Annotated in this window: 22 protein-coding genes and 1 other annotated feature; of the genes, 5 read left to right on the forward strand and 17 right to left on the reverse strand. The window is 35.0% G+C overall.

Annotation, left to right across the window (positions count from 1 at the left end; all coding sequences use genetic code 11):
- Window positions 1-123: 123 nt before the first annotated feature.
- Window positions 124-666 carry a bifunctional pyr operon transcriptional regulator/uracil phosphoribosyltransferase PyrR gene (gene pyrR, locus JF76_RS06250; protein WP_045928285.1) on the reverse strand — a complete coding sequence of 181 codons (543 nt, stop codon included), beginning with the start codon at window positions 664-666 and terminating at the stop codon, window positions 124-126.
- 195 nt (window positions 667-861) lie between these two features.
- Window positions 862-1,785, reverse strand: coding sequence for a dihydroorotate dehydrogenase (locus JF76_RS06255; protein ID WP_045928286.1), 924 nt, complete (start codon window positions 1,783-1,785; stop codon window positions 862-864).
- A gap of 245 nt (window positions 1,786-2,030) precedes the next feature.
- Between JF76_RS06255 and pyrF the strand changes: the two genes are divergently transcribed.
- Both pyrF and pyrE read left to right on the forward strand, forming a co-directional pair.
- The gene (pyrF, locus tag JF76_RS06260) at window positions 2,031-2,738 is read left to right on the forward strand and encodes an orotidine-5'-phosphate decarboxylase (RefSeq protein ID WP_045928287.1); all 708 of its coding nucleotides are present in this window, start codon (window positions 2,031-2,033) and stop codon (window positions 2,736-2,738) included.
- 1 nt (window position 2,739) lies between these two features.
- Window positions 2,740-3,375: an orotate phosphoribosyltransferase gene (pyrE, locus tag JF76_RS06265; protein ID WP_045928288.1), complete on the forward strand. Its 636-nt coding sequence runs from the start codon at window positions 2,740-2,742 to the stop codon at window positions 3,373-3,375.
- Between the two features lie 92 nt (window positions 3,376-3,467).
- Here the strand turns inward: pyrE and JF76_RS06270 are convergent, their stop codons facing one another.
- From JF76_RS06270 to JF76_RS06310, 10 genes are all read right to left on the reverse strand, one after another.
- Entirely contained in the window at window positions 3,468-4,652 is a 1,185-nt protein-coding gene (locus JF76_RS06270; protein WP_045928289.1) for an MFS transporter, read from the reverse strand.
- A gap of 1,718 nt (window positions 4,653-6,370) precedes the next feature.
- Window positions 6,371-7,708 carry a type I glutamate--ammonia ligase gene (gene glnA / locus JF76_RS06275; RefSeq protein ID WP_045928290.1) on the reverse strand — a complete coding sequence of 446 codons (1,338 nt, stop codon included), beginning with the start codon at window positions 7,706-7,708 and terminating at the stop codon, window positions 6,371-6,373.
- A gap of 171 nt (window positions 7,709-7,879) precedes the next feature.
- On the reverse strand, window positions 7,880-9,130 hold the full coding sequence (locus JF76_RS06280; RefSeq protein ID WP_045928291.1) for a methionine gamma-lyase family protein: 1,251 nt from the start codon (window positions 9,128-9,130) through the stop codon (window positions 7,880-7,882).
- Complete coding sequence (gene miaA / locus JF76_RS06285; protein WP_045928292.1) at window positions 9,123-10,043, reverse strand: tRNA (adenosine(37)-N6)-dimethylallyltransferase MiaA; 921 nt, start codon at window positions 10,041-10,043, stop codon at window positions 9,123-9,125. The genes JF76_RS06280 and miaA overlap by 8 nt, the downstream gene beginning before the upstream one ends.
- Before the next feature lie 68 nt (window positions 10,044-10,111).
- Complete coding sequence (locus JF76_RS06290) at window positions 10,112-10,516, reverse strand: rhodanese-like domain-containing protein (RefSeq protein WP_034980205.1); 405 nt, start codon at window positions 10,514-10,516, stop codon at window positions 10,112-10,114.
- A 55-nt stretch (window positions 10,517-10,571) separates the two neighbouring features.
- The gene (locus JF76_RS06295; protein ID WP_034980203.1) at window positions 10,572-10,790 is read right to left on the reverse strand and encodes a YqgQ family protein; all 219 of its coding nucleotides are present in this window, start codon (window positions 10,788-10,790) and stop codon (window positions 10,572-10,574) included.
- Entirely contained in the window at window positions 10,790-11,470 is a 681-nt protein-coding gene (locus JF76_RS06300; protein ID WP_045928293.1) for a rhomboid family intramembrane serine protease, read from the reverse strand. The genes JF76_RS06295 and JF76_RS06300 overlap by 1 nt, the downstream gene beginning before the upstream one ends.
- An 11-nt stretch (window positions 11,471-11,481) precedes the next feature.
- Window positions 11,482-12,060 carry a 5-formyltetrahydrofolate cyclo-ligase gene (locus JF76_RS06305; protein WP_045928294.1) on the reverse strand — a complete coding sequence of 193 codons (579 nt, stop codon included), beginning with the start codon at window positions 12,058-12,060 and terminating at the stop codon, window positions 11,482-11,484.
- Window positions 12,061-12,113: 53 nt separating this feature from the next.
- On the reverse strand, window positions 12,114-12,263 hold the full coding sequence (gene rpmG, locus JF76_RS10105; protein WP_081945351.1) for a 50S ribosomal protein L33: 150 nt from the start codon (window positions 12,261-12,263) through the stop codon (window positions 12,114-12,116).
- A gap of 82 nt (window positions 12,264-12,345) precedes the next feature.
- The gene (locus JF76_RS06310; protein ID WP_379854444.1) at window positions 12,346-14,373 is read right to left on the reverse strand and encodes a peptidoglycan D,D-transpeptidase FtsI family protein; all 2,028 of its coding nucleotides are present in this window, start codon (window positions 14,371-14,373) and stop codon (window positions 12,346-12,348) included.
- A 282-nt stretch (window positions 14,374-14,655) separates the two neighbouring features.
- Here JF76_RS06310 and JF76_RS06315 point away from each other — a divergent pair, with 282 nt between their 5' ends.
- Window positions 14,656-15,570 carry an N-acetylglucosamine kinase gene (locus JF76_RS06315; protein ID WP_045928296.1) on the forward strand — a complete coding sequence of 305 codons (915 nt, stop codon included), beginning with the start codon at window positions 14,656-14,658 and terminating at the stop codon, window positions 15,568-15,570.
- A 100-nt stretch (window positions 15,571-15,670) separates the two neighbouring features.
- Here JF76_RS06315 and greA read toward each other — a convergent pair whose 3' ends face one another.
- The 5 genes from greA to JF76_RS06340 form a co-directional block, all read right to left on the reverse strand.
- On the reverse strand, window positions 15,671-16,147 hold the full coding sequence (gene greA, locus JF76_RS06320) for a transcription elongation factor GreA (RefSeq protein ID WP_034980198.1): 477 nt from the start codon (window positions 16,145-16,147) through the stop codon (window positions 15,671-15,673).
- 75 nt (window positions 16,148-16,222) lie between these two features.
- On the reverse strand, window positions 16,223-18,640 hold the full coding sequence (pheT, locus tag JF76_RS06325) for a phenylalanine--tRNA ligase subunit beta (RefSeq protein WP_045928297.1): 2,418 nt from the start codon (window positions 18,638-18,640) through the stop codon (window positions 16,223-16,225).
- Window positions 18,640-19,689 carry a phenylalanine--tRNA ligase subunit alpha gene (gene pheS, locus JF76_RS06330; protein ID WP_045928298.1) on the reverse strand — a complete coding sequence of 350 codons (1,050 nt, stop codon included), beginning with the start codon at window positions 19,687-19,689 and terminating at the stop codon, window positions 18,640-18,642. Before pheS ends, pheT begins: the two co-directional genes overlap by 1 nt.
- A 40-nt stretch (window positions 19,690-19,729) precedes the next feature.
- Window positions 19,730-19,932, reverse strand: a binding site (T-box leader).
- A gap of 48 nt (window positions 19,933-19,980) precedes the next feature.
- Window positions 19,981-20,331, reverse strand: coding sequence for a winged helix-turn-helix transcriptional regulator (locus JF76_RS06335; RefSeq protein ID WP_045928299.1), 351 nt, complete (start codon window positions 20,329-20,331; stop codon window positions 19,981-19,983).
- A gap of 78 nt (window positions 20,332-20,409) precedes the next feature.
- A complete protein-coding gene (locus JF76_RS06340) occupies window positions 20,410-21,180 on the reverse strand; it encodes a TrmH family RNA methyltransferase (RefSeq protein WP_045928300.1) in 771 nt (256 codons plus the stop codon).
- Window positions 21,181-21,272: 92 nt separating this feature from the next.
- On the opposite strand from JF76_RS06340, the gene JF76_RS06345 reads away from it, so the two are divergent.
- Both JF76_RS06345 and yidC read left to right on the forward strand, forming a co-directional pair.
- Entirely contained in the window at window positions 21,273-21,605 is a 333-nt protein-coding gene (locus tag JF76_RS06345) for an acylphosphatase (RefSeq protein ID WP_045928301.1), read from the forward strand.
- A 33-nt stretch (window positions 21,606-21,638) separates the two neighbouring features.
- Window positions 21,639-22,604: a membrane protein insertase YidC gene (gene yidC / locus JF76_RS06350; RefSeq protein WP_045928302.1), complete on the forward strand. Its 966-nt coding sequence runs from the start codon at window positions 21,639-21,641 to the stop codon at window positions 22,602-22,604.
- Window positions 22,605-22,649: the final 45 nt, after the last annotated feature.

Here is a 22,649-nt window from a genome sequence, read left to right on the forward strand (position 1 = left end):
AAACCTAAAGCTTTTCAGCTCCAGGTTTAGCAAAAGGGTTTTTAGTATAGTTAGAGACTCAATAAAATGAACTCAAACCCTTCTGACCCTCTCTGGAGCCAATTAAACGGTTGAATTAATTTTTTATTGTGGCAATGGTTTTAATTCCACATTGTCTTTATTATCAATTTCTTCTACATGAACAGCTATCTCTTCATGTGATGAAGTTGGAATGTTTTTACCAACAAAATCTGCTCGAATTGGAAGTTCGCGATGACCACGGTCAACCAAAGCAGCAACGGCAATTGAACTAGGTCTGCCTTTATCCATTAAAGCATCCATTGCCGCTCTGATTGTTCTACCAGTAAAAATCACATCGTCTACTAATATCACGTGTTTATTGCTAATTTCAACACCAAGTTCACTCGAATTAACAACGGGATCTAATTTTAATGTTGCATCATGACGATCATCACGATATAAGGTAATATCAAGTTGGCCAAGTGGAACATCAACACCTTCAAGCTTCTGAATACGATCATGAATGCGTTGAGCTAAATATACACCACGAGTTTTTATTCCTACCAGAACCAAATTCTCCGTGCCCTTATTTCGTTCAATGATTTCATAAGTAATTCTTGTCAACGCTCTTTTCATTGCTGAGGCGTCCCAAATTTCTTTTGTCATTTTTTTCTCCTATAGTACATTGCCCATGAAAAAAGCACTTAATCTATTTGAGACTAAATGCTTTGTAAAAGTCAATACTTAATTGAGCTTTCCTTGCTAGCCTCACGGGACTAATTTTAAAGGACATCTGTTTAAATATACTGTTTCAAATTCAAATTGTCAATAGTAAAGTTGGATATTGCTGATGTTAGTTTTTTAATTATATTCAACTTGACCCACCAAATCATTAATATCATTGACACCTAAATTATCCAAAACCTGCGGTAAGTCATGGACAATATGAAGGCAAGCTAAAGGGTCTTTAAAATGGGCACTACCTACAGCAACAGCGTTAGCTCCAGCAAGCATAAATTCAATCACATCTTCAGCAGATGCAATTCCACCCATACCGATAATTGGCAAATTAGTAACCCGTCTTACCTGATTAATCTGATATAAGGCAATGGGCTTCACTGCAGAACCAGAGTAACCACCAAAATTATTTCCTAGAAGAGGTTTGCGGGTCTTTATGTTAATTCTCATCCCAGTTACAGTATTTATTAAGGATAAACCATCCGCTCCACCAGCTTCAGCTGCCTGCGCTAATGCCACTATATCAGTTACATTAGGTGTTAATTTTACAAAAACGGGCAAATCAACTGTATTTTTTATTTCTGCAGTTAGCTTTTCCACAACTTTTGGGTGAACGCCAAATGACATTCCACCTTGAGCCACATTGGGGCAAGAAACATTAATTTCAAGAGCAGTAACCATTTTTGAATCTGACAGTTTTTGAGCAACTTCAATGTAGCCTTCTTCACTTTCACCGCCTACACTGGCAATTATCGGTAGTGCTGGATATTGCTTTTTTAAATTAGTTAACTTTTCGCTTATAACTTTATCAATCCCGGGATTGGTCAAACCAACTGAATTTAATACACCGTTATCTAAAACTGCAATTTGTGGTTGCGGATTTCCTAAACGCGAATTCGGAGTAGCAGTTTTAATAACTAGCGCTCCCAGTTCGTTCAAGTCAAATTTTTTTGCTGCTGGTACATCCCCGAAGCCGAAAGTACCACTAGCCGGCATCACCGGGTTTTTTAAAGTAAATCCAGGCAATTTTACACTGATGTTTGTCATATTACCCTCCAAAAATGTAAGCTCACTGTCAGTACAATTATTTTTGGATATATTTTACACAATTTCTTTACTTTTTAAAAACAAAATTTTATTGTATTTTATAAATAAAAATGGTAATCTCATTATTGATAAACTTTAAACGGTACAGAGAGACCGCAAGTTAAAAACATGACTTAAATTAAATATAAAAGGTCTATTTTGATGCACTCTCGTACCAGAATAGACTTTTTTTGTGGAGGTTTTTAATGGAAAAAGCAGTGTTTGTAGCTTTGGACTTTGACAGCCAAAATAAGGTTCATGAATTACTAGCAAAATTGGGACAGCCCCAAGAAACATACTTAAAGATTGGTATGGAACTTTATTATCATTATGGATCAGAATTTGTAAAGAGTTTAGTAAAACAAGGATATCAGATTTTTTTAGATCTTAAATTACATGATATTCCCAATACAGTTTATCAAGCTGCAAGACAGATTGCTCAGTTAGGTATTTTCTGCACAACAGTACATGCTTTGGGCGGAAGTGAAATGATTTTAGCGGCAAAAAAAGGGTTGATAGATGGCACACCTGCTGGAAATGAAACTCCCAAATTACTAGCAGTTACAGAATTGACCTCTATTTCAGAAAAAATTTTGGCAAATGAACAAAACTGTTCATTATCAATGGCAGAGCAAGTAGTTAGTCTGGCACAAACTGCAAAAAAAGCTGGAGCAGATGGTGTAATCTGCTCACCACTTGAAGTGAAAAATCTTAAAGCAAAAGTAGGATCTGATTTTTTATACGTCACGCCCGGAATTAGGTTAGTAGACAATATCACTGATGATCAAAAGCGTATAGCCACGCCACAAAAGGCTAAAGAATTTGGTTCAAGTGCTCTTGTAGTGGGTCGACCAATTACGCAGGCTGAAGATCCTGCTTTAGTTTATCGAGAAATTAAAAAGGAGTTTGAGTAAAATGCATCAAGATCAAATTATTAATAAGTTAGTTGATAAAAAAATTATTACAATATCCCCTGACAAACCATTCACTTATGCAAGTGGTATGTTATCTCCCATTTATACTGATTTAAGATTAACTGTTTCTTATCCAGACTTGCGTGACTGGATTGCTTCAGATTTAGCAGGTCTTATTAAAGAAAAGTATCCAGATGTAAGCGTGATTGGGGGAGTTGCTACGGCGGGTATTCCCCATGCAGCATGGGTGGCTGACAAACTGAATTTGCCAATGATTTATGTACGCCCAAAGCCAAAAGATCATGGTAAGGGTAAACAAATTGAAGGTCTTTTTAATAACAACGATCAAATTGTACTAATCGACGATTTAATTACCACTGGTGGCTCAGTTATTAATGCAGTGAAAGCAACTGAAAAAGAAGGCGGCAATGTAATCGGCGTGAGCTCAATATTTACGTATTATTTAAAAGATACTAAAGCTAACTTTGCTCAAGCTAAAGTTGATTACAGTCCTTTGTTAACATATCCTGAACTACTGCAAAAAGAAAAAGAGATGAAATATATAACTTCAACAGAATATGAAGCTTTAAAGACATGGCACGAAGATCCTTGGGAATGGGGTAAAAAATTCCAATAAAAAACAAAGCCGATCATTTTATTAGTTATTAAAAACTGACTAATCTTTTACTAAAACAAGATTAGTCAGTTTTTCTTTTATTTGAAAAAAGGTTAATGATGTCTAATTGCACCATTCAGACGAACACGATAATGGAAATAGATCAATATCATGAAAGGTATTAAAATTAACTGCACTAAATAAAAGCATTTGACTGGTAATAAGTCATTTATAAATCCCATGATTATTGGACCAAACGCCATACCAATGTCAAGTCCTAAGTAAAACGTGCTACTTGCTAAACCTTGTTCGCTTATGGGAGCCAATAGCATTGCAGTTGACTGTAAAACTGAATACATTAAACCATAGCCAATAGCCATAAAAGCAGCTGCGAGAGCCATTATCCAGTTATTTTTCATTGTTGCCAGCAAAATTAGGTAAATAAGGGTGGCAGCAACACTAACCCAAAACCAAGTGCCAAATTTAACAGTATCAAAGAGATTTTTTAAAACTATTCGAATAAGCAATAGTACAACAGCATAAATTAAAAAATAGGAGCCTACATTTACACTCAAATGACGCTCTTCAACGTAAGTAACGAGATCGGCTTGTGTGGCAAAATAAGGAAATGCAAATAAAGTAGTGAGCATTGCTATAGGCAATACGTTTTTTTGAATAATTTTAAGATGCAAAAATGATTTTTTCTTTTCTAATTGTTTAACTTCTTTTGGTTTAGCCTTATTGCCAACAAATTGAATTATAATGACCATTAAAACGGCCGAAACAGCAGAAGCAATGATAGCAATTCTGTATCCTGTTTTTTGGTAAGTACTAATAGCAAGCGCTGGAGCAACAGCCATCGCAAGTGCATTCATCAGACCATAAAATCCCATTGCCTGACCAACGTGAGCACGTGGTACCAAAAAGGCAAGCCAAGTCGTCATGCAAACGGTGCAAAGAACATAACCTGAGCCGTTAATTAAACGAAAAAGGAGCAGCCAATTGCTTGCTGGTGCTATTACGTAGCCAGTTACACCGACCACTATGAGAATTCCTCCGATAAAAGATAAACGGTATTTCGAAAATTTATCCGTCAAATTACCTGCAATCGGTCGCAAAAACATTGCTGCTATACTCATAATTCCCACAATCAAGCCAGCAAAACCACTACTAGCTCCCAAACTTTTAGCATAGCCGTTAATCAGAGGGTTCACAAACATAGTACTAAACATAAAAAAGAATGAAGCTGCCATAACTAGTATGACATCTTTAGTATAAATTGCCTTTTCTTTTGTCATTTTTACCTCACTTATTCAAAACCTAACTTATTTATCATATCACTTAAAAGTTGACATATTCGAATAATAAAATTAACTAAAAAACATTTTAGTTGTCAACCATGCGATAGCATTTGACTAGGGGCTATACATAATGCTAGACATTCCTTCTAAAGTTATACAGTTTGACCAAAAAAGGTTGTATGAAATTTCCGTACAACCTTTAAGTTAGTGTATATGTGATTTTAAGATATTTATCCATAGAAATTTTAAATTAAATCTACATGTTTACAATTATTTTTTTAAGTTCATTTATGACATAAATTTGAATAACTATAAACTTTTTTCTGTGGTATCATTAAATCTAGTAGTGAGTTTGATTAGCCTTAACTAATTATCTCACCACAATTTTACGTTAAGGGTAAATTTTATTTTTAGCATATTTACAAATTTTTTAAATTTATTCTTAACAGTATCTTAAGCAACCTCAATTGATTATTATATTGAAGTTGCTTTTTATTTCATAACCCTTCCTTTCTTTAAGCTAATGAAGAAAAATATTTTTTCATACAATTTTCCTGAATTATTTAAAATAACATTACCTCCTAAAACATAAAATATATGGTTAATATTATTATATAGTATAATCCTAATAAACGTGGCTATAATTGTCAATAAATTATTTAATTTTAAAAAATATGTTTTTATTATAAAACAGTATAAAAGTATCTGTATAATATTTAAATAACACAGTTCATAATGATTGTGAAGCATCTATAAAATAAAAAATACTTTTTTAATGAGGATTATTAAAAAAGTATTTTTATTACAAATAACAGTAATAATATTATATTTAAATAAAAAAATTTAAATATTATTTATTTTTTTGAAAGCGTAGCCGTCTGGCTTTATATCTTATTAACTTTTATTTTATTTATATTAATTTAGAAATAACATTTTGAAAATAATTACTTAGCAATGGTTTACCAGAATTGATAATTTGTTATTAATTCAGAATTTAGTTAGCACTTTTAAAATTTTAAAAATTAACTCATGAAATTAGCAAATTCAAAAATATTTGTAATCAATCTTTCTTAAATATGGCATAAAACTGCCCACCTTGAAACACTGTTTAAGTTTATTAATAGAGCAAAGCTTCTTTTTACTCATATGCTTGGCATTTGGACTAAAAACAGATAGATTTTAATTTAATTTTTCTTTCAATATCACTAATACCTAGAAATACAACATATTATAGTTGCTATGCAATTAGAAAAGATAGTTTTTGATTAAATTAATGTATTTTTACAAAAATGTAACTATTTTAGTATTGTAAAGAGATATCCTTATCACGACTATATCTCCTTCAGTACCTAGGTCATTGGCAGCGGTAACAGCTTTCTTTACATTAGATTTACCAATAGGTCTGTGCATTAAGTTAAAATTTTTTACCAGCAACTTTCCGGTAATCTGTTTAAAAATCTTATTTAGATTTGTTTCAGGAGAAGATTAATTATTTTTATCTGAGTTAAAAGTAACTAAAGACGAATTGGGCTATGTTAAAAACGTTTCTAAAATTAAAATGTCAAGCCGATTTACAGCTTGACATCAAAACTATTTTAAAAATCTATTAAAAACTTTTAAAGGAAAGTAATCAACGTGTTTTTTATTTTCTTAAAAGTTATTTCTTCAAAACAAAAATATACAGATTTAAAAATACTACTATCATCCAGATTGGTTTAGTAGCCCATATAACGATTTCTTTCCCAATCAGAAACAGTTTGAGTGTATTGCGACCATTCTAACTCTTTAGAATCAATAAAGCTCTGAGTTAAATGTTTTCCTAAAGCATTTTGAATTAATTTATCTTTCTTAAAAGCTTTTAATGCATTGTGCAATGTAGAAGGAAGAGGTTTGATTCCCATTTCATTAAGTTGTTCTTCACTTAAATCAAATAAGTTGCAGGTGACTGGGTCCATAGGCATCTTTTCTTCCTTAATTCCAGCCATCCCTGCACTTAAACATGCGGCTAAAAGTAAATAAGGGTTAGCTGTAGGATCAGCAGAACGCATTTCAAGTCGAGTATTTAATTCCCCTGCAGAAGGTACCCTAACCATAGGTGAACGATTCTTTGAAGCCCAAGAAATATATACTGGTGCCTCAAAACCGGGGATTAAGCGCTTATATGAGTTAACAGTTGGATTTCCCACTGCCGTAATTGCTCGTGCATGCTCCAAAATGCCATTTAAAAAGTACAAAGCAGTCTTAGATAAATGATATTTATTATTTTTATCATAAAATGCATTTTTATTACCTTTGAATAAAGACATGTTGGTATGCATCCCGTTGCCAGCTTGACCTTGCAAGGGCTTAGCCATAAATGTAGCAAATAAGCCATGTCTTTTAGCTATCTCACGCACAATCATTTTAAAAGTTTGCACACGATCAGCAGTTGTCAACGCATCATCGAATCTGAAATCAATTTCCTGCTGGCCATCTCCTACTTCATGGTGAGCAGCTTCCACTTCAAATCCAATGCTTTCCAAAGTTTCAACAATATCTCGGCGACAACTTGCACTTTCATCGTTTGAAGTCAAATCAAAATATGATGCATGGTCTGGAACTTGAGTAGTCCAATTACCATTTTCATCAAGTTTAAGTAAATGAAACTCGGCTTCAAAACCAATGTCAAAAGCGGTAAAGCCCAATTCTTTCATTTGACCTATAACTCTTTTAAGATTATTCCGTGGATCACCTGCGAAAGGCTCACCATCAGTAGTATGAACGGAACAAGTTAAGCAACCAATTTTACCACCTGTGCTGTCACTCCAAGGCAAAACGGACCAGGTGGAAAAATCTGGATATAATATCATATCACTTTCTTCCAAACGAACAAATCCATCAATTGAAGAACCATCAAAGCGTACGTCATTTTCTAAAACCTTGTCTAACTGACTATTTGGAACTTCAACTGCTTTTAGCGTTCCATTGATATCTGTGAAAGCCAATCTAATAAATCTGACATCTTCTTCTTTGACACTTTTTCTTATGTCATCTGCTGAAATTTTCTTTGTCATGCTTCTCCACCTAAAAAATCACACAATAATTGGTACAGTCTAAACTAGAAATTTGTTTCTCGTTTAAAACTAGATTTTAGATTAGCAAATGTTTAAAAACTTGTAAAGTGGTCTAACAAAAAATATTAAAACTTTACCAAACTTTTACTTTACTTTTATAAATATCCTTGATTAATTTTGAAAAAATAATTCATTAACTGCATTTGTGATCGCTATTTTCACATGAGCATAGGTTAATCCACCTTGCATATATAGAGCATAAGGCGGTCTAATTGGACCATCTCCAGAAAACTCAATACTTGCACCTTCAATAAATGAACCATCAGCCATAATCACTTGATCTTCATATCCAGTATCATTACTCGGAATAGGATCAACAAATGAATTAATTGGTGAGTTTTCCTGTAAAGTTTTAGCAAATCTGATCATTTTGTCTTTATCATGAAAAATCACTGTTTGAATTAAGTCAGTTCTTTCATCATTCCATTTAGGTGAAACCTCTAATCCCATCTTTTCTAATAAAGCTGATGAGTAAATTGCACCTTTAATAGCATTGCCGGTAACACTCGGTGACACAAAAAGGCCCTCAAAATAATCAAGATTATTATTTAAGCTGGCTCCTTCTTCGCGACCAATACCACCGGCCGTAAGTCTTGCCGCAGTGTTTTCAATCAATTCGTGCTTACCAACAACATAACCACCTATTTTTGCCAGTCCACCACCAGCATTCTTAATTAATGAGCCAGCCATTATATCAGCACCATATTCAGTAGGTTCATGTTGCTCAGAAAATTCTCCGTAACAGTTATCAACAAAAACTATACTTTTCGGCGAAACTTCCCTGATCATTTTAATCATTGGCTTGATTTTTGCCACTGTAAAACTTGGTCTGGTATTGTAGCCTCGTGAACGCTGAATGACAACCATTTTAGGTTGATGTTCTTTTAACAGCTTTCGTGCAGAAGCAAAATCAACACTGCCATCAGATAACAAATTAACGTGAGAAAACTTAACACCATATTGTTTCAAGCTACCACGACCATTACCGGCAATTCCAATAACTTGTTGCAATGTATCATAAGGCATACCAGTTAAATAGATTAGTTCATCACCTGGCAGCAAATTTCCTGCCATTGCAGTAGCCAAAGTATGAGTACCAGAAACAAACTGTGAACGGACTAAGGCATCCTCAGTGTTAAATATCTGTGCGTAAATACGATCTAGCTTATCTCGCCCGCTGTCATCTGACCCGTACCCAGTACTGCCAATTAAATCAGATTCAGCAACAGCTTTGTCTTTAAAAGCTTGTAAAACTTTATTTTGATTAAATAGAATATTTTGATCAATTTTTGCTAATTGCGGCGCTATCTGTTTGTCAGTTTCTGCTACTATTTCATTTAATTCATTTGGCCAGTTATTCATTTAACCAAACCTCAACTTTCTGTGTAATTTTATTTAAACAATTCGGATCTTTAAGCGGATCAAACCAAGTGACAGGTAATTGATGACGAAAATACGTCAGCTGCCTCTTAGCATATCTTCTTGAAGCTGTTTTTAAATTTGAAACGCAATTTTCAAGGTTATCTTGTTTTGCAAAATAAGGAAACAACTCTTTATAACCAATAGCCTGCAGGATTGTATATTCTTGAGCACGATTTTGATAAACAAATTTTGCTTCTTCAAGCAAGCCTTGTTCCATCATCTGATCAACACGCAAATCAATTCTACGGTAGATTTTAGCACGATCTGAATTGAGACCAATAATGAGGTAATCATATCTTGCCTTTATTTTTTTCTGCTGTTGTGAAAACTTTTTTCCTGTACGTTCAATTACTGTCAGCGCCCGTAAAACACGGCGAGAGTTATTTGATGGAATTTTTTGAGCGGCTTCTGGATCTCGCTTGTCTAACTCTGCCCACAATTCATTTTTACCATGTTCCTGCAAAAAGTTTTCCCATTTTTTCGTTGTCACTGATTCTTGGCGAGACGGTTCTCCTAATTTCATTTTGTTTAAAAGTGCATTAACATAAAAACCAGTACCACCTACTAAAAGTGGCAGCTTACTTTGGGCACTGATTTTCTCAATAGCTTTTTCCGCCTGTTCAATAAAATCTATCACAGAATAAGGCTCAAAAACTGATTGAGTATCAACAAGATAATGCCGAATAGCGGTTTGCTCTGTTGGAGTTGCTTTCGCTGTTCCAATAGCCACCTCTTTATAAACCTGCATTGAATCACCCGAAATTATTTCAGCATTTACTTTTTGAGCAAGCTGAATTGCCAAAGAGGTTTTTCCAATTGCCGTTGGTCCCACTATTGCCAAAACTTTCTGCATCTTTTTCCCTCATTCAATAAATAATATAGAAAAAACACGTTTGAAAAATTAACAAACATGTTTTCTATTTAATATTTGGACTTCTTAGTACGACCATTCCATTCATCAAAACCATTTTTTAACCACTTAATAGATGAAAAGTTCTTTTTCTGTAGAAATCTGGCAGCTCGCAGGGTAACTGATAAAGAATCAGAGTATAGGTAAACCGGAAGATCGGACCTTAATTCAGTATATTGATATTTAAGCATTGTATAAGGTAAGTTTCTGGCACCATCAATATGTTTTCTTTTGAAAGGTTCTTTTTCACGTAAATCTACAACCTGTGCTTTACGCATTCCCTTATTAAATTCATCATTGGACAAGTCTCCACCGCCCAAGCGCTTAGTCTGTATTTTATTCCATAACCAAACTGCAACAAAGGCTAAAATTATTATAATTAAAACCGCATCTAGAATAACTAAAAAAGTTGACATAAATTGTATTTCTCCTACTTAAAAGTTTCTAAAAACAATATACTCTTAATGTAGCTTAAGAGCCATGCTTATTTTTATTTCTGCGTTCTTCATATTCATATTCACGGCGCAGTATTATTTTTGCAACTAAATAATCATGCTTATCGATTAAATGTGAACGGTTGATATTATCTAGTTCAAGAGCCATTAGCTCAATGTCCCAAATTCTTTTTCCTACATGGACAAAAATGCCGTATTTTTCCAAAAGCTGTTGTACATCATACAGAGTTTTCATTATAAGTTGATTACCATACCCATTCTGACAGCTGCCACACAATAAATTATTAGAGCACATACTGCAACAACACGCATTTTCATTGAATACTTTCTTAAGTTTCTTTCACCCAAAATCACAGCAATTAAAAATCCGGTTATAAAACCGCCAATATGTCCTGGGATATCGATATTAGGAGCAAAAAGATCAAGCACAATATTAATCAGTGCCAGCCAAAAAGATTGCCTACCTAAATAAACAAGAATCGGATTAGCACGATTTTGCAATGCAACAGCAGTCATTGCACCAAAAAGTCCAAACAAAGCAGTTGAAGCACCAGCACTAATAGCGTTATCGTTTCCCCAAGCCAAGCTTAAGAGATTTCCGCCAATGCCTGAAAGCAAATAAATAGCTAAAAAACGCCAATGACCTATTATTGTTTCCATATAAACTCCCAGATAATAGATCATCACTGCATTTGATATTAAGTGCATAATTCCAATATGAAGGAATTGCGCGGTAAACAAACGCCACCACTGGTTACCTATAACAATAGCATCATTTTTCATAGCTCCCAATTTCATTAGAACGTAGATATTTTCGGAGCCGCCTATTGCAGTTTCAATTAAAAAGACTAAAAAAAGAATAACTAGAATACTGATAGTTATATAACAATTTTTCAGGTTTTGTCGCTGGTTCATAATAGCCTCAGTTATTTCGATAAAATTGATTCAGGAGTGATAATTGTTTGAATTGGAACATCAGTTGCTTCTATTTTCCACGCTGCAGTTTTAAAAATCATCTTTGAATTGACCAAAGCTACCGTCTTTGAACTAGGATGTTTTGCCAAAAAGCGATCATAATAACCACCGCCAAATCCTAAACGTTGATGCGAATCCAAAGCAAAAGCTAATCCGGGGACAATAATTAAGTCAAGTTCATTATTAATCTGAGCATCCGGCTCACTTACTTCTTCTACACCAAATTTAGACTTAGTTAACTTAGTCATGTAACTATAATAAATGAAATCTTGGGAACGTTCACTGTTATCGTTAGCGCGAGCTAAATAAACATCCTTTCCTAGATCCCATAACTGTGCAATTAGTCCTGAAGTATCTACCTCATAAGTTAGAGAAGATGTTATCCCTACGCTTTGGCAGTTGCTAAGCAAATCAGAATTCATAATATTTTTAAGCAGAGTCTGATCTTCAGTGCTTTTTAGAGGTGTTTCCGCAAAATTGCTTAGTTTTTCTACTTGTTGTTTTCTAATTTCTTTTTTTGATTTTGTCATGATTCTTCCATATAAAAAATAGCAGGAGCATAGGCTCCTGCCATATTGGTTAATTACTTAGTTTCACGATGAAGAGTAGTATGTCTTTCGACTGGGCAATACTTCTTCAAACTTAAACGTTCCGGATGCTTACGCTTGTTTTTCTTAGATAAGTAACTTCTATCGCCACATTCGGTGCATTCCAAAATGATGTTATCTGCCATTTCTTTCACCACCTACGCTTTTATTCTGACTGTATTATCTTAGCATTTTTCCTTTATTATTACCAGTAATATTCACAAAATTCTATTTTTTATGTAATTTAAAGTAATCCTGCACCATTGCTTTAGTCATTTGTAGTGTATATGAACCTTCATGTTCAGGATCAAGTCCTGGAAATATTACCGCTGTTGCTATTTCAGGATTATTTGATGGCGCATAGCCAACAAAAGTAGCATTAACCAGCTCAGGTGGATTTTTTTGGTTAGGATTATCAGGATCGTAATAAAATGTTTGAGCAGTTCCCGATTTGCCGGAAATAGAAGGCTTTACATTTTTTAGTTTATGCGCTGTACCCCAAGAATTTGTACCATGAACAACGCGCCAAAAACCTTGTTTGACAATATTCAGCTCATCTGATGTCCAGGGTATACGTAATTGAACTTCTGGTTTTTTATTATAATCTACATAAACTTTTTTGCCGTTATTTGAAGTTCGTCCAATTGACTGCACCACATAAGGCTGCATTCTATAGCCACCATTTGCAATCGTAGAAACGTACTGAACCATTTGAATTAAAGTATAAGCATCATAGTTACCATAAGACAGGTCTAACACAGAACCTGAAAGAACCAATCCTTGATCATTAAATGATTTGCCCTGAATTCCGGAAATTTCTCCCGGTAAGTCAATGCCAGTTTTTTGACCTAATCCAAACATATTAAAATTATGTCGTAAAGGTTCAAACGCCGTTTGTGGCATATAAATTTTTGTTTTAGGAACATATGAAGCTTTAACCCATTTCATTGCTAAATGCATCATGTAAATATTACTTGAAACTTCAAGTGCCGTTTCTGCATCAAGGGCTCCAAAAGTACCTATTGGATAAACAGACTTTTTAACAGGAGTACTGGGCAAGTAAACCGGTGTATCAGGCATTACATTATTTGTGGGAGTGATTACCTTATTAATCAATCCTCCACCTACCATTGCGCCTTTAACAGCTGACCCCATTACAAAAGACTGATTAATTACCCCTAATGCGTTATTAGTAGTTTTATTCTTCTTTGGGTCACGACTAATACCAGCAATAGCCAAAATCGCACCAGTTTTGGGATTCATGGCAACAGCATAAGCTCCATTTGAATAGCGAGCCGCTCCTGAACCAACAGCTGACGCATAGATATTTTCTAATGAACTTTGAACCTCTTTTTGATATTTAGCATCAAGCGTTAAAACCAAACTTGCACCAGCTTGACCAGAATAAACCGATTTCGATTGTTCAATATCGCCTGAATTTTTAGTCCAAACTTTACTTGTGGCTTTCGTTCCTTTTAGCAGTGGTTCATATTTTTCTTCCAAATATGAAGTACCTACTCTGTCATTTCTAGAATAGCCGTTAGTTAAATAATATTGTAAATTATCACTAGGCAAGCCAGCTTTTTCAGTTGATACAGAACCAATAATGCTGCGAATCGATGAACCATTAGGATAAGAACGTTGCCAATCAGTACCAATGCCTACACCGGGCAAATCAGAAAGATGTTCGCCTACTTCCGCAATTTCTTTATCTGTTAAGTGATTATTTTTAATATAAATGGTAGAAAGAGTGTACGCCCCTGAAATCTTATTGTAAATTAAAGCCGCTGTTTTTTCACGTGCACTTAATTTAACATGTTCAGCACTAACTTGCTCTTGGATTCTTTTATTAATTAAATTATCATCCTGTGTTGCTCTCACTGATTTAGGAACTTTAGCGGCTTCCTTAGCACTATTATTTTTATTAGCCAAATAATAATCAATTACTTGCTGCTGTGTCGGTTTTTCGTCTTTAATTGAAATATATTGGCTAAGAGAATTTGAAATTGAATAAATATCTTCACTTGTAGTAGAAACACTTTTGGTATAGGTAATAGCATTCTTAGCTCTATTTCCTACCAATACGCGCCCTTTGCTGTCATACATAACTCCGCGAGGAACTTGACTTGAAACTACAGCAGAATTAGATTTTTGCACTTCAGCCTTAAAACGAGAACCATAGCCTATTTGCAAATATGCCAGTTGTCCAATTAACGTAGCAAAAAGGACAAAAATAATCCCCAAAATTATTTTCATCCTAATTGGAGTTGAAGCTTGTTTTTTGGAATTATTATTTTTAGTCTTTAGCTTTTTCTTAAAAAAATTCAATTAGACTCAACCTCACTAAACTAGTGTAATTTTAGCAAAAACTAGATGACAAATCTATTGAGATGTTAACGTTTTGAAAAAACTTTAATAGATAAGTTGCAAATGACAAGTAATAAACTAGTTATAGACACTTCATAAAAAATCTTCTGTAAATTATTTATTTGTAATAAAATATTGATGGGATAAAAAATTTAGAAAGAAGATCAAACTATGACACTTAAATTTCAAATTGGAGTTGACGCAGGCGGAACCCATACTATGGCGATTGCTTATGACTTAAAAGGTCATGAACTTGCACGTGCACAAGCTGGGCCAGGTCAGGTAAACACTAACTACGCCAGTGCAATAACCAATATTACAAATGCTATAAACAAGTTAATTGATGAAATCGATGGTGACTGCCAACGTATCTTATGCGGAATAGCTGGCTTATCTGTTGTTGGCCATGCACCTGAAGTAGCAGCTGAGATTTCAGCTAAAGCTAATAACTTACCAACCAGAGCAATTACTGATTCACTTTTAGCTCTTTATAATGGTCTTGAAGGTGAAGATGGTGGCTTAGTGATCGCCGGTACTGGTTCAGTTTATAATGGTTTACAGAATGGCAGAATTATCACAACCGGAGGATATGGCGCCATTTTAGGTGATGAAGGTTCTGGGTATGCGATTGCTTTGTCAGCTTTGAAGTCAGCTCTGCTTAGTTGGGACAAACGAGAAGAAAATGAACTAATTTCAATGTTCAATAAATTGTTCAAAGTTGACAAGCTAAATGATGCAACAGCTAAATTTTATAAGACAGCAAACGCTGACTTTGCGTCAATGGCCGTTAATGTAGCACAACTAGCTGATAAAGGTAATCCTTTTGCATTAGCAGTAATCAAGGAGCAAGCAGAACTTCTTGCACGTGATATTATTATTGGCATGAATCGTTACGAAGATCCTAAACCAATGAAAATTGCATTAACTGGTTCTGTGCTTGCTAATAATCACATGCTGCGAGATTTTCTTGAAGACAAGGTTCGGGAACAGTATCCAGACGCACAATTTTCAATTTCTAACGGTGAGAATGCTCGAGGTGTGGTCTTTGATAAAAGCAAAGATTACCGCTACTTTACCAGTCACTAGAAAAAGCATAAAAAAGCCAGAACATATTCATTTAAGAAAATGTATATGCTCTGGTCTTTTTTTATCGAAAATAGTAAAACATTTTTGTAAAGACTGCTAACTATTCCTCTACTTTATTGATCACTACATCAAATTTACCACCAGGTGTTGATATAGTTACTGTTTCGCCTTTTTTCTTGCCTAAAATTGCTTGGGCTATTGGCGAATCATTAGAAATCTTACCATTCATCGGATCAGATTCATCACTACCAACGATGGTATATGTTTCTGGTTCATCTTCACCAACTTCAGTATAAGTTACTGTTTTACCCACTGCAACTTCATCTGGATCGCTAGAATTAGCATCAACCACATGAGCATATTTGAGCATTTCTTCAACAACACTAATACGATCTTCTAAATGGCTCTGTTCGTCTTTGGCAGCGTCATATTCAGAGTTTTCGGACAAGTCACCATAAGAACGAGCAACTTTAATTCTTTCGATCACTTCAGGGCGCTTCACGACCTTTAGATTTTTTAATTCTGCTTCCAGTTTTTCCTTTCCTTCAGCAGTCATCGGATAAGATTTTTCAGGCATTAAATTTTCACTCCTTAAAGTTAAATTTCTTTTTGCAAAGATCTATGATATTACTTTAACGATTAAAGTCAACCATTAGCGTATTTCTGCTTTAAGCTGCTTTTCGAGACTTGAATCAATAGAATTTATTGCTTCGTTAACAATTTCATCGGTTAAAGTATCATTTTCATTTAAGAAAGTTAAACGATAAGCAAAACTCTTTTTATCTTCGGCAATGTGAGACCCACGATATACATCGATAATGCGTAAATCATGGAGGTACTTGCCACCATTTTCTTTGATGACATCTTCAACAGCTTGGTTAGTAACTTCCTGAGCTACTAGAATTGAAAGGTCACGTTCAACTGCAGGGAATTTCGGCGCAGTTTGTGCTGTAGTATGTGGGTTAAGAATTAGTGGAATAATATCATCGAGATTTAACTCGTAACCATAAATTTCGCTATCCTTCATAGCTTTATTAGATTGTGTGACAGTGCGGTCTAACATACCAATCATGCCAACATATTTGTTCTTAATGTATATACCGGCAGTTCTGGTGGGATGCATATACATAATTACTTCAGCCTTGTATTCAACATCATCTGTGTCAATCCCCAAAGCTAAAAACAAGTTGGTAAGTTGTCCTTTAACATAAAAGAAATCAATTTTTTCATTATTGTTTTGCCAATTTTCAAAATAAACATTACCACTATATAGTGCAGCTAAATGTTCATGTTCATTATAAGTATTATTTTCGAAGTCATAGACACGTCCTTGCTCAAAAATTGCCAGTTGATTTTGCTTGCGAGCCATATTATAGGCTGCAGCATCTACAAGACCTGTCATAAGGTTTTGTCTCAGAGTTGAACGGTTTGAATTCAATGGCATCTGGACCTCAACTGGCCTCTTAGGTTCTTGGGAAAAGCCAATTGCTTTTTCAAGTGAAGTTAGTGAATAAGAAATAGCTTCTATTAAACCTTGACCTTGAACAATATTCTTAATACGTCTAATGGCTTCTTCTTTTTTAGAATAGCCACCATGTGTTTCTGCTAAAACTGGCTGTGTAGATTTGATATTATCATATCCATATAAACGTCCAACTTCTTCAACAAGATCAGCAGGAATAGCTACATCCCAGCGCCGCGCTGGCACATCAACAATTAGTTCATCATTATTAATTTCTGCCTTGAAATTCAAGCGGGAAAAAATTGTAGCAATTTCTGATGAAGAAATATCAGTACCCAAAACTTTATTTATGTAAGAAATCGTTGTTTTAATTCGAACTGCTTGCTTTTCTTCACTACTTCCCGTAATTACACCTTCATTTATTTTTCCAGAAGCATCATTACGAAGTAACAGAGCAGCCATATCTAATGCCCGGGTTGTTGCATCCCAATTAACACCTTTTTCATAACGACTAGAAGCTTCTGTCCGATTAGCGTGACGCAGAGCAGCTTTTCTAATTAAGGTTGGATCAAAAATAGCAGACTCTAACAAAACATCAGTAGTATCAGCTTCAATTTCAGAATTAAGACCGCCCATAACTCCGGCCATCATCACAACTTCTTCACCATTTGTGATAACAATGTCATTAGGATCAAGATCAACTTCTTTATTGTTTAAAAGTGTCAATTTCTCGTTCTTATTAGCTTTTCTAACCACTAACTTATTTGTTTTAAAAGCACGAGCATCGTAGCTGTGCATTGGCTGGCCGGTTAAAAGCATAATATAATTTGTCACGTCAACAACATTATTAATGGGTCTAATGCCAGCATTCCAAAGTCGCCTTTGGAGCCAAAGAGGGCTGTCCCCTATTTTCACATTACTGATTTTGCGTAAATAAAACTTAGGTGCAAGCTCTGGATCAACATCTACAGTGAAGTCCTTAGTCCAATCTGGACCGTCTTCCTTGAGAGTTATATCTTCAACTTTGACAGGTGTGTCAGTAATAGCACCGACTTCATAAGCTGAGCCTTCCATTGATAAAGTATCAGCACGATTCGGGGTAATGTCAAAGTCAAAAATATAATCATCCATTCCTAAAGGAGCAAATGCGGATTGACCTGGTTTGACATCAGCATCTTCTGGAAAAACATAAATACCCTTAGCATATTTTTCAGGTACCAGGTTATCCGGGAATCCTATTTCTTGTAAGCCACAAATCATACCATTTGATTCGTTTCCACGTAATTTGCTTTTTTTGATTTTTACATTACCAGCAATCCGAGCACCAGGTAAAGCCACCACCACATCTTCACCAGCAGCAACATTTGGTGCACCACAGACTATTTGATGAGGTTCATCTTCTCCCACATTAACATGAGTAAGATTCAGGTGTGTGCCAGCAATTGGTTCACAGTCAATAATATGACCAACAACTAGCTGTTTCATGCCCTCTTCAGGATGCTTGACACCGGCTACTTCAATACCTGTACGTGTTATTTTTTCAGCTAAATCCTTAGGATCTTGGTCTAAATCAATAAAATCCTTCAACCAACTATATGAAACCAGCATTATCTTTCCTCCTTACTGAATTGCTCTAAAAAGCGAACATCGTTAGTATAGAAATCACGAATATCATCAATACCATATTTAAGAATGGCAAAACGGTCTAATCCCACGCCAAAGGCAAAACCACCATAAACATTTGAATCAACTCCAGCATTTTCGAGAACATTAGGATGAACCATTCCAGCACCTAAAACTTCGATCCAGCCAGTATATTTACAAATTGAGCAACCCTTGCCATTGCAGTTAAAGCAGGAAACATCCATTTCAACAGAAGGTTCAGTAAAAGGAAAGTAACTAGGACGCAGACGGGTTTCGCGGTCTTGACCAAAAATATGCTTTGCCATTAATTCCAAGGTTCCCTTTAAATCACCCATCGTAATGTTTTTATCAACTACCAGACCCTCCATTTGCATAAACTGATGTGAGTGAGTAGCATCATCATCATCACGACGATATACTTTACCTGGTCCTACCATCTTTAAAGGACCCTTGGCAAAATCATGTTTTTCTAATACTCGTGCCTGGTCACCAGAAGTCTGAGAACGTAATAAGTCTTCAGAATCTATATAAAAGGTTTCTTGCATGTCTCTTGCCGGGTGGTCTTTTGGCAAATTCATCATTTCAAAACAATAATGATCAGTTTCAATCTCTGGTCCTTGCACAACTTTATAACCCATGCCAATAAAATATTTTTCGAGATCATCCAAAATGATATTGATGGGATGCTTGGTACCAAGATGCATTTCTCGCCCAGGTAAAGTAACATCGATTTTTTCTTTAGCCAGTTGTTCCTCAACTAAAGCTGCTACTATTTCATTTTTAGCATCATCCAGCTTAGCATTGAACAGATCCCGCAATTTATTTACTCGTTGCCCAACTTCACGTCTATCACTTGGATCAATATCTTTCATTGAATGAAGAATAGTTGTCAATTCGCTTTTACGACCAGTTAATTTAACACGAACATCATTTAACTTTTCTTCATTTTTAGCATTATCGATCTCATCAAGACCTTTTTCACGCAGTTCTTTTAACCTGTCAAATAAGTCCATAAAATTTTTCCTTTCAAATCAAACAAAAAAGCTTCATCCCAAAAGGGACGAAGCTTCGCGGTACCACCCTAGTTTGGACACCAAATGCCCACACTCATGTTTCGATAACGGTGAATACCGGAATGGATTAGATTCTACTAGTAAGATGAAATTCACAGTTCTGTTTAGACTTTTCTTTCAGCTCAATAAAAAAGTCTCTCTGATTAAATGAATGCTGCTACTAGTCTTACTCTTTGTAATTAGTTAATAGAATATATCTTTTTTAAAAAACTTGCAAGTGGATGTATAAATTTAAACCCACTTATCTGCCCAGCCATGAATTTGGTCAAAAACAGGTTTTAATTCCTCACCTTTTTGTGTCAGGCTATAAGAAATGATTTTTGTTCTGCTGTCGACTGAACGATTGACAATATTTTCTTTTTCTAATTCTTTCAATCTTTCGACCAAAACACGGTCAGAGCAAGGCAGTACACACTGTGCCAGATCTTTAAAGCGCATATAATCACCGGCACACAGTGAACTAATGATTAAACCATTCCACTTCTTACCAATGATTTTAAATGCGTTAATAAAATGTTTGCAGTATTCATAATTTGAAGCGCCACAACCCGCACAGTTTTTGTCCTTAATACCTTGAGCCATGATACAGTCCTCCCACAAGAAAGTGTCTACTTTGTGTTTATTATATTAAATATACTTACTAAAAACAAGTATTAATAGTCAGGAGAAATAGTAGATGATGATTCCAGCTGCTACTGCAGCATTCAATGATTCAGCTTCGCCTTTTATAGGTATATATAGTTTCTGATCACATATTTTTGCTATTTCTGAAGTAACACCATGTGCTTCATTGCCAATAACAATCCCTACTTGTGGCGCTTTTACAAACTCTTGTAATTTCCTAGCATTTTGATCCAGCATGCTTGAATATACTGGTATTGCATTATCCTGCATTTCTTTTATTACATCAATCAAATCTTGAACAACTAACTTGATATGAAATTGACTTCCTTGCATTGCGCGCTGAGTCTTAGGATTATAGATATCAACACTTTCAGGTGATAAAACAACACCATCAAATCCCGCCGCATCTGCAGTTCTGATAATTGTTCCCACATTTCCAGGATCTGCCAGATGATCTAGCAATACCCACTTACCAAAATTAAAATGATAGTTTTGAGGTTGAGTAATTTTTAAAACCATAAATATATCTTGTGAATTTTTAGTGCTGGCAAGATGATGGGCAACAGTAGAGTTAATTACGAAAGTATTCATACTTGTCAATAAGTGAGGAAAAATATCTTGAATCTTAGCTAAAGCTTCTTCAGTGCCTAAAAGATACTTGTACTTTTCGTTTGCATTGAGAGCTTCAGTGACTAGGTGAAAGCCTTCGATTACGTATAATCCATTTTCTTGGCGATATCTTTTTTGCTTCAGTTTACTTAATTCTTTTACCAATTTATTTTTTAATGAACTTATTTTTTTAGACATTAAGGTATCTTCTTTCGTATTTATCAATATTATTTTTAATTTCAAGCTGATAAAATGTTAAAATCAAGAAAGTAGGACTAGGAAGGATTATTATGGGATTTTTTAACAAACACAAGAGCGAAAGAAAAAGCGATCCAACTGATAATTCAAGAGAAACTTGGCAATTAACCATTTCAGGCATTGTCCAGGGTGTAGGTTTTCGCTGGAGCGTATTAAACCTTGCTCAAAAAATGGGGATGATTGGCAGTGTTCGTAATAACAGTGACGGGACAGTCACAATTACTTTACAGGCAGAATTAAGCCGAGTCAATCAATTTTGTGCTGAATTACCCAAAAATATTTCTCAATTTGCTCGCATTTCAAATATTAAAAAAGAAAAACTAACAAAAGTAAGCAAAATGACTGGTTTTCATGTATTATATTAGTTATTGGCAAAAAATAATAATTGGGTGAATTGAATGAAAAAATTTCGCAAATATATCGGATTAATTACTGTTTGTTTAACAGTCATGTTATTTGTTACTGCTTGTGCACAAAATGGTGGGGTTAATAAACCGCCAACAGGCTTTATATACGGGTCAATCTATAAATTTATCGGTAAACCCATGCAAAATATAATGCTCTATTTTTCTAACCTCATAGGTGGAGCTAATGGAGCTGGCTGGGCCATTATCATAATGACTTTTGTAGTTAGAATGATTCTTTTGCCGTTAATGCTTAATCAACAAAAGAAATCAACTAACCAGCAAGAAAAAATGGCACGTCTGCAACCGCAGATGAAGCTAATTCAGGATACTATGAAACGCAAAGATCTAAATCAAGATCAGCAAATGACTTTAGCCGGCTGGCAGCGTGAACTATATTCTAAAAATCATTTATCATTAACTGGGGGAATGGGCTGCTTACCGTTAATCATCCAGTTCCCGATTATGATCGGAATCTATGATGCTGTAATGTATTCAAAGAGTTTGGCAAGTTCGTCATTTTTTGGTATTTCACTAAGCAGCAGGTCTATATCAGTAACGGTGTTTGCCACTATTTTTGCTTTTGCTCAAGGCTATCTTTCATTAGTAGGAATTCCCAAAGAGCAAAAGAAGCAAATGCAATCTATGATGCTCATGAATCCCATTATGACGCTCTTCATCTGCCTCTCTGTATCTGGTTCAGTTGCTTTATACTGGGCTGCCGGAAACTTTTTCTCCGTTATTCAACAGTTGATAGTAACATATATCATTATGCCTAAAGTTAAGAAAGAAGTAGACGAAGAATTAAAACGTGAACCTATTACAGAAGTTGTAACAAAGGAAAAAGTAGATGAGCTTCTTAACGTTAAGAAGGCTTCTCCTGCTCAGTCCCAACAAACAAAACAGTTGCACGAAAACTTACGTAATCGCAACAAAGGTAAGCAACAAAGACGACCTTAGTTGTTTTATTAAGTCCCAAAAGTGGTCCAACTTTCAGGCTCACAT

Origin of the sequence: Lactobacillus kullabergensis (assembly GCF_000967195.1) — a bacterium.
Classification (GTDB): Bacteria; Bacillota; Bacilli; order Lactobacillales; family Lactobacillaceae; genus Lactobacillus; species Lactobacillus kullabergensis.

What these genes read in the sequence shown, in the direction of transcription:
- pyrR (WP_045928285.1), bottom strand. Translation starts at nt 666, where the DNA reads ATGACAAAAGAAATTTGGGACGCCTCAGCAATGAAAAGAGCGTTGACA.
- JF76_RS06255 (WP_045928286.1), bottom strand. Translation starts at nt 1,785, where the DNA reads ATGACAAACATCAGTGTAAAATTGCCTGGATTTACTTTAAAAAACCCG.
- pyrF (WP_045928287.1), top strand. Translation starts at nt 2,031, where the DNA reads ATGGAAAAAGCAGTGTTTGTAGCTTTGGACTTTGACAGCCAAAATAAG.
- pyrE (WP_045928288.1), top strand. Translation starts at nt 2,740, where the DNA reads ATGCATCAAGATCAAATTATTAATAAGTTAGTTGATAAAAAAATTATT.
- JF76_RS06270 (WP_045928289.1), bottom strand. Translation starts at nt 4,652, where the DNA reads ATGACAAAAGAAAAGGCAATTTATACTAAAGATGTCATACTAGTTATG.
- glnA (WP_045928290.1), bottom strand. Translation starts at nt 7,708, where the DNA reads ATGACAAAGAAAATTTCAGCAGATGACATAAGAAAAAGTGTCAAAGAA.
- JF76_RS06280 (WP_045928291.1), bottom strand. Translation starts at nt 9,130, where the DNA reads ATGAATAACTGGCCAAATGAATTAAATGAAATAGTAGCAGAAACTGAC.
- miaA (WP_045928292.1), bottom strand. Translation starts at nt 10,043, where the DNA reads ATGCAGAAAGTTTTGGCAATAGTGGGACCAACGGCAATTGGAAAAACC.
- JF76_RS06290 (WP_034980205.1), bottom strand. Translation starts at nt 10,516, where the DNA reads ATGTCAACTTTTTTAGTTATTCTAGATGCGGTTTTAATTATAATAATT.
- JF76_RS06295 (WP_034980203.1), bottom strand. Translation starts at nt 10,790, where the DNA reads ATGAAAACTCTGTATGATGTACAACAGCTTTTGGAAAAATACGGCATT.
- JF76_RS06300 (WP_045928293.1), bottom strand. Translation starts at nt 11,470, where the DNA reads ATGAACCAGCGACAAAACCTGAAAAATTGTTATATAACTATCAGTATT.
- JF76_RS06305 (WP_045928294.1), bottom strand. Translation starts at nt 12,060, where the DNA reads ATGACAAAATCAAAAAAAGAAATTAGAAAACAACAAGTAGAAAAACTA.
- rpmG (WP_081945351.1), bottom strand. Translation starts at nt 12,263, where the DNA reads ATGGCAGATAACATCATTTTGGAATGCACCGAATGTGGCGATAGAAGT.
- JF76_RS06310 (WP_379854444.1), bottom strand. Translation starts at nt 14,373, where the DNA reads ATGAAAATAATTTTGGGGATTATTTTTGTCCTTTTTGCTACGTTAATT.
- JF76_RS06315 (WP_045928296.1), top strand. Translation starts at nt 14,656, where the DNA reads ATGACACTTAAATTTCAAATTGGAGTTGACGCAGGCGGAACCCATACT.
- greA (WP_034980198.1), bottom strand. Translation starts at nt 16,147, where the DNA reads ATGCCTGAAAAATCTTATCCGATGACTGCTGAAGGAAAGGAAAAACTG.
- pheT (WP_045928297.1), bottom strand. Translation starts at nt 18,640, where the DNA reads ATGCTGGTTTCATATAGTTGGTTGAAGGATTTTATTGATTTAGACCAA.
- pheS (WP_045928298.1), bottom strand. Translation starts at nt 19,689, where the DNA reads ATGGACTTATTTGACAGGTTAAAAGAACTGCGTGAAAAAGGTCTTGAT.
- JF76_RS06335 (WP_045928299.1), bottom strand. Translation starts at nt 20,331, where the DNA reads ATGGCTCAAGGTATTAAGGACAAAAACTGTGCGGGTTGTGGCGCTTCA.
- JF76_RS06340 (WP_045928300.1), bottom strand. Translation starts at nt 21,180, where the DNA reads ATGTCTAAAAAAATAAGTTCATTAAAAAATAAATTGGTAAAAGAATTA.
- JF76_RS06345 (WP_045928301.1), top strand. Translation starts at nt 21,273, where the DNA reads ATGGGATTTTTTAACAAACACAAGAGCGAAAGAAAAAGCGATCCAACT.
- yidC (WP_045928302.1), top strand. Translation starts at nt 21,639, where the DNA reads ATGAAAAAATTTCGCAAATATATCGGATTAATTACTGTTTGTTTAACA.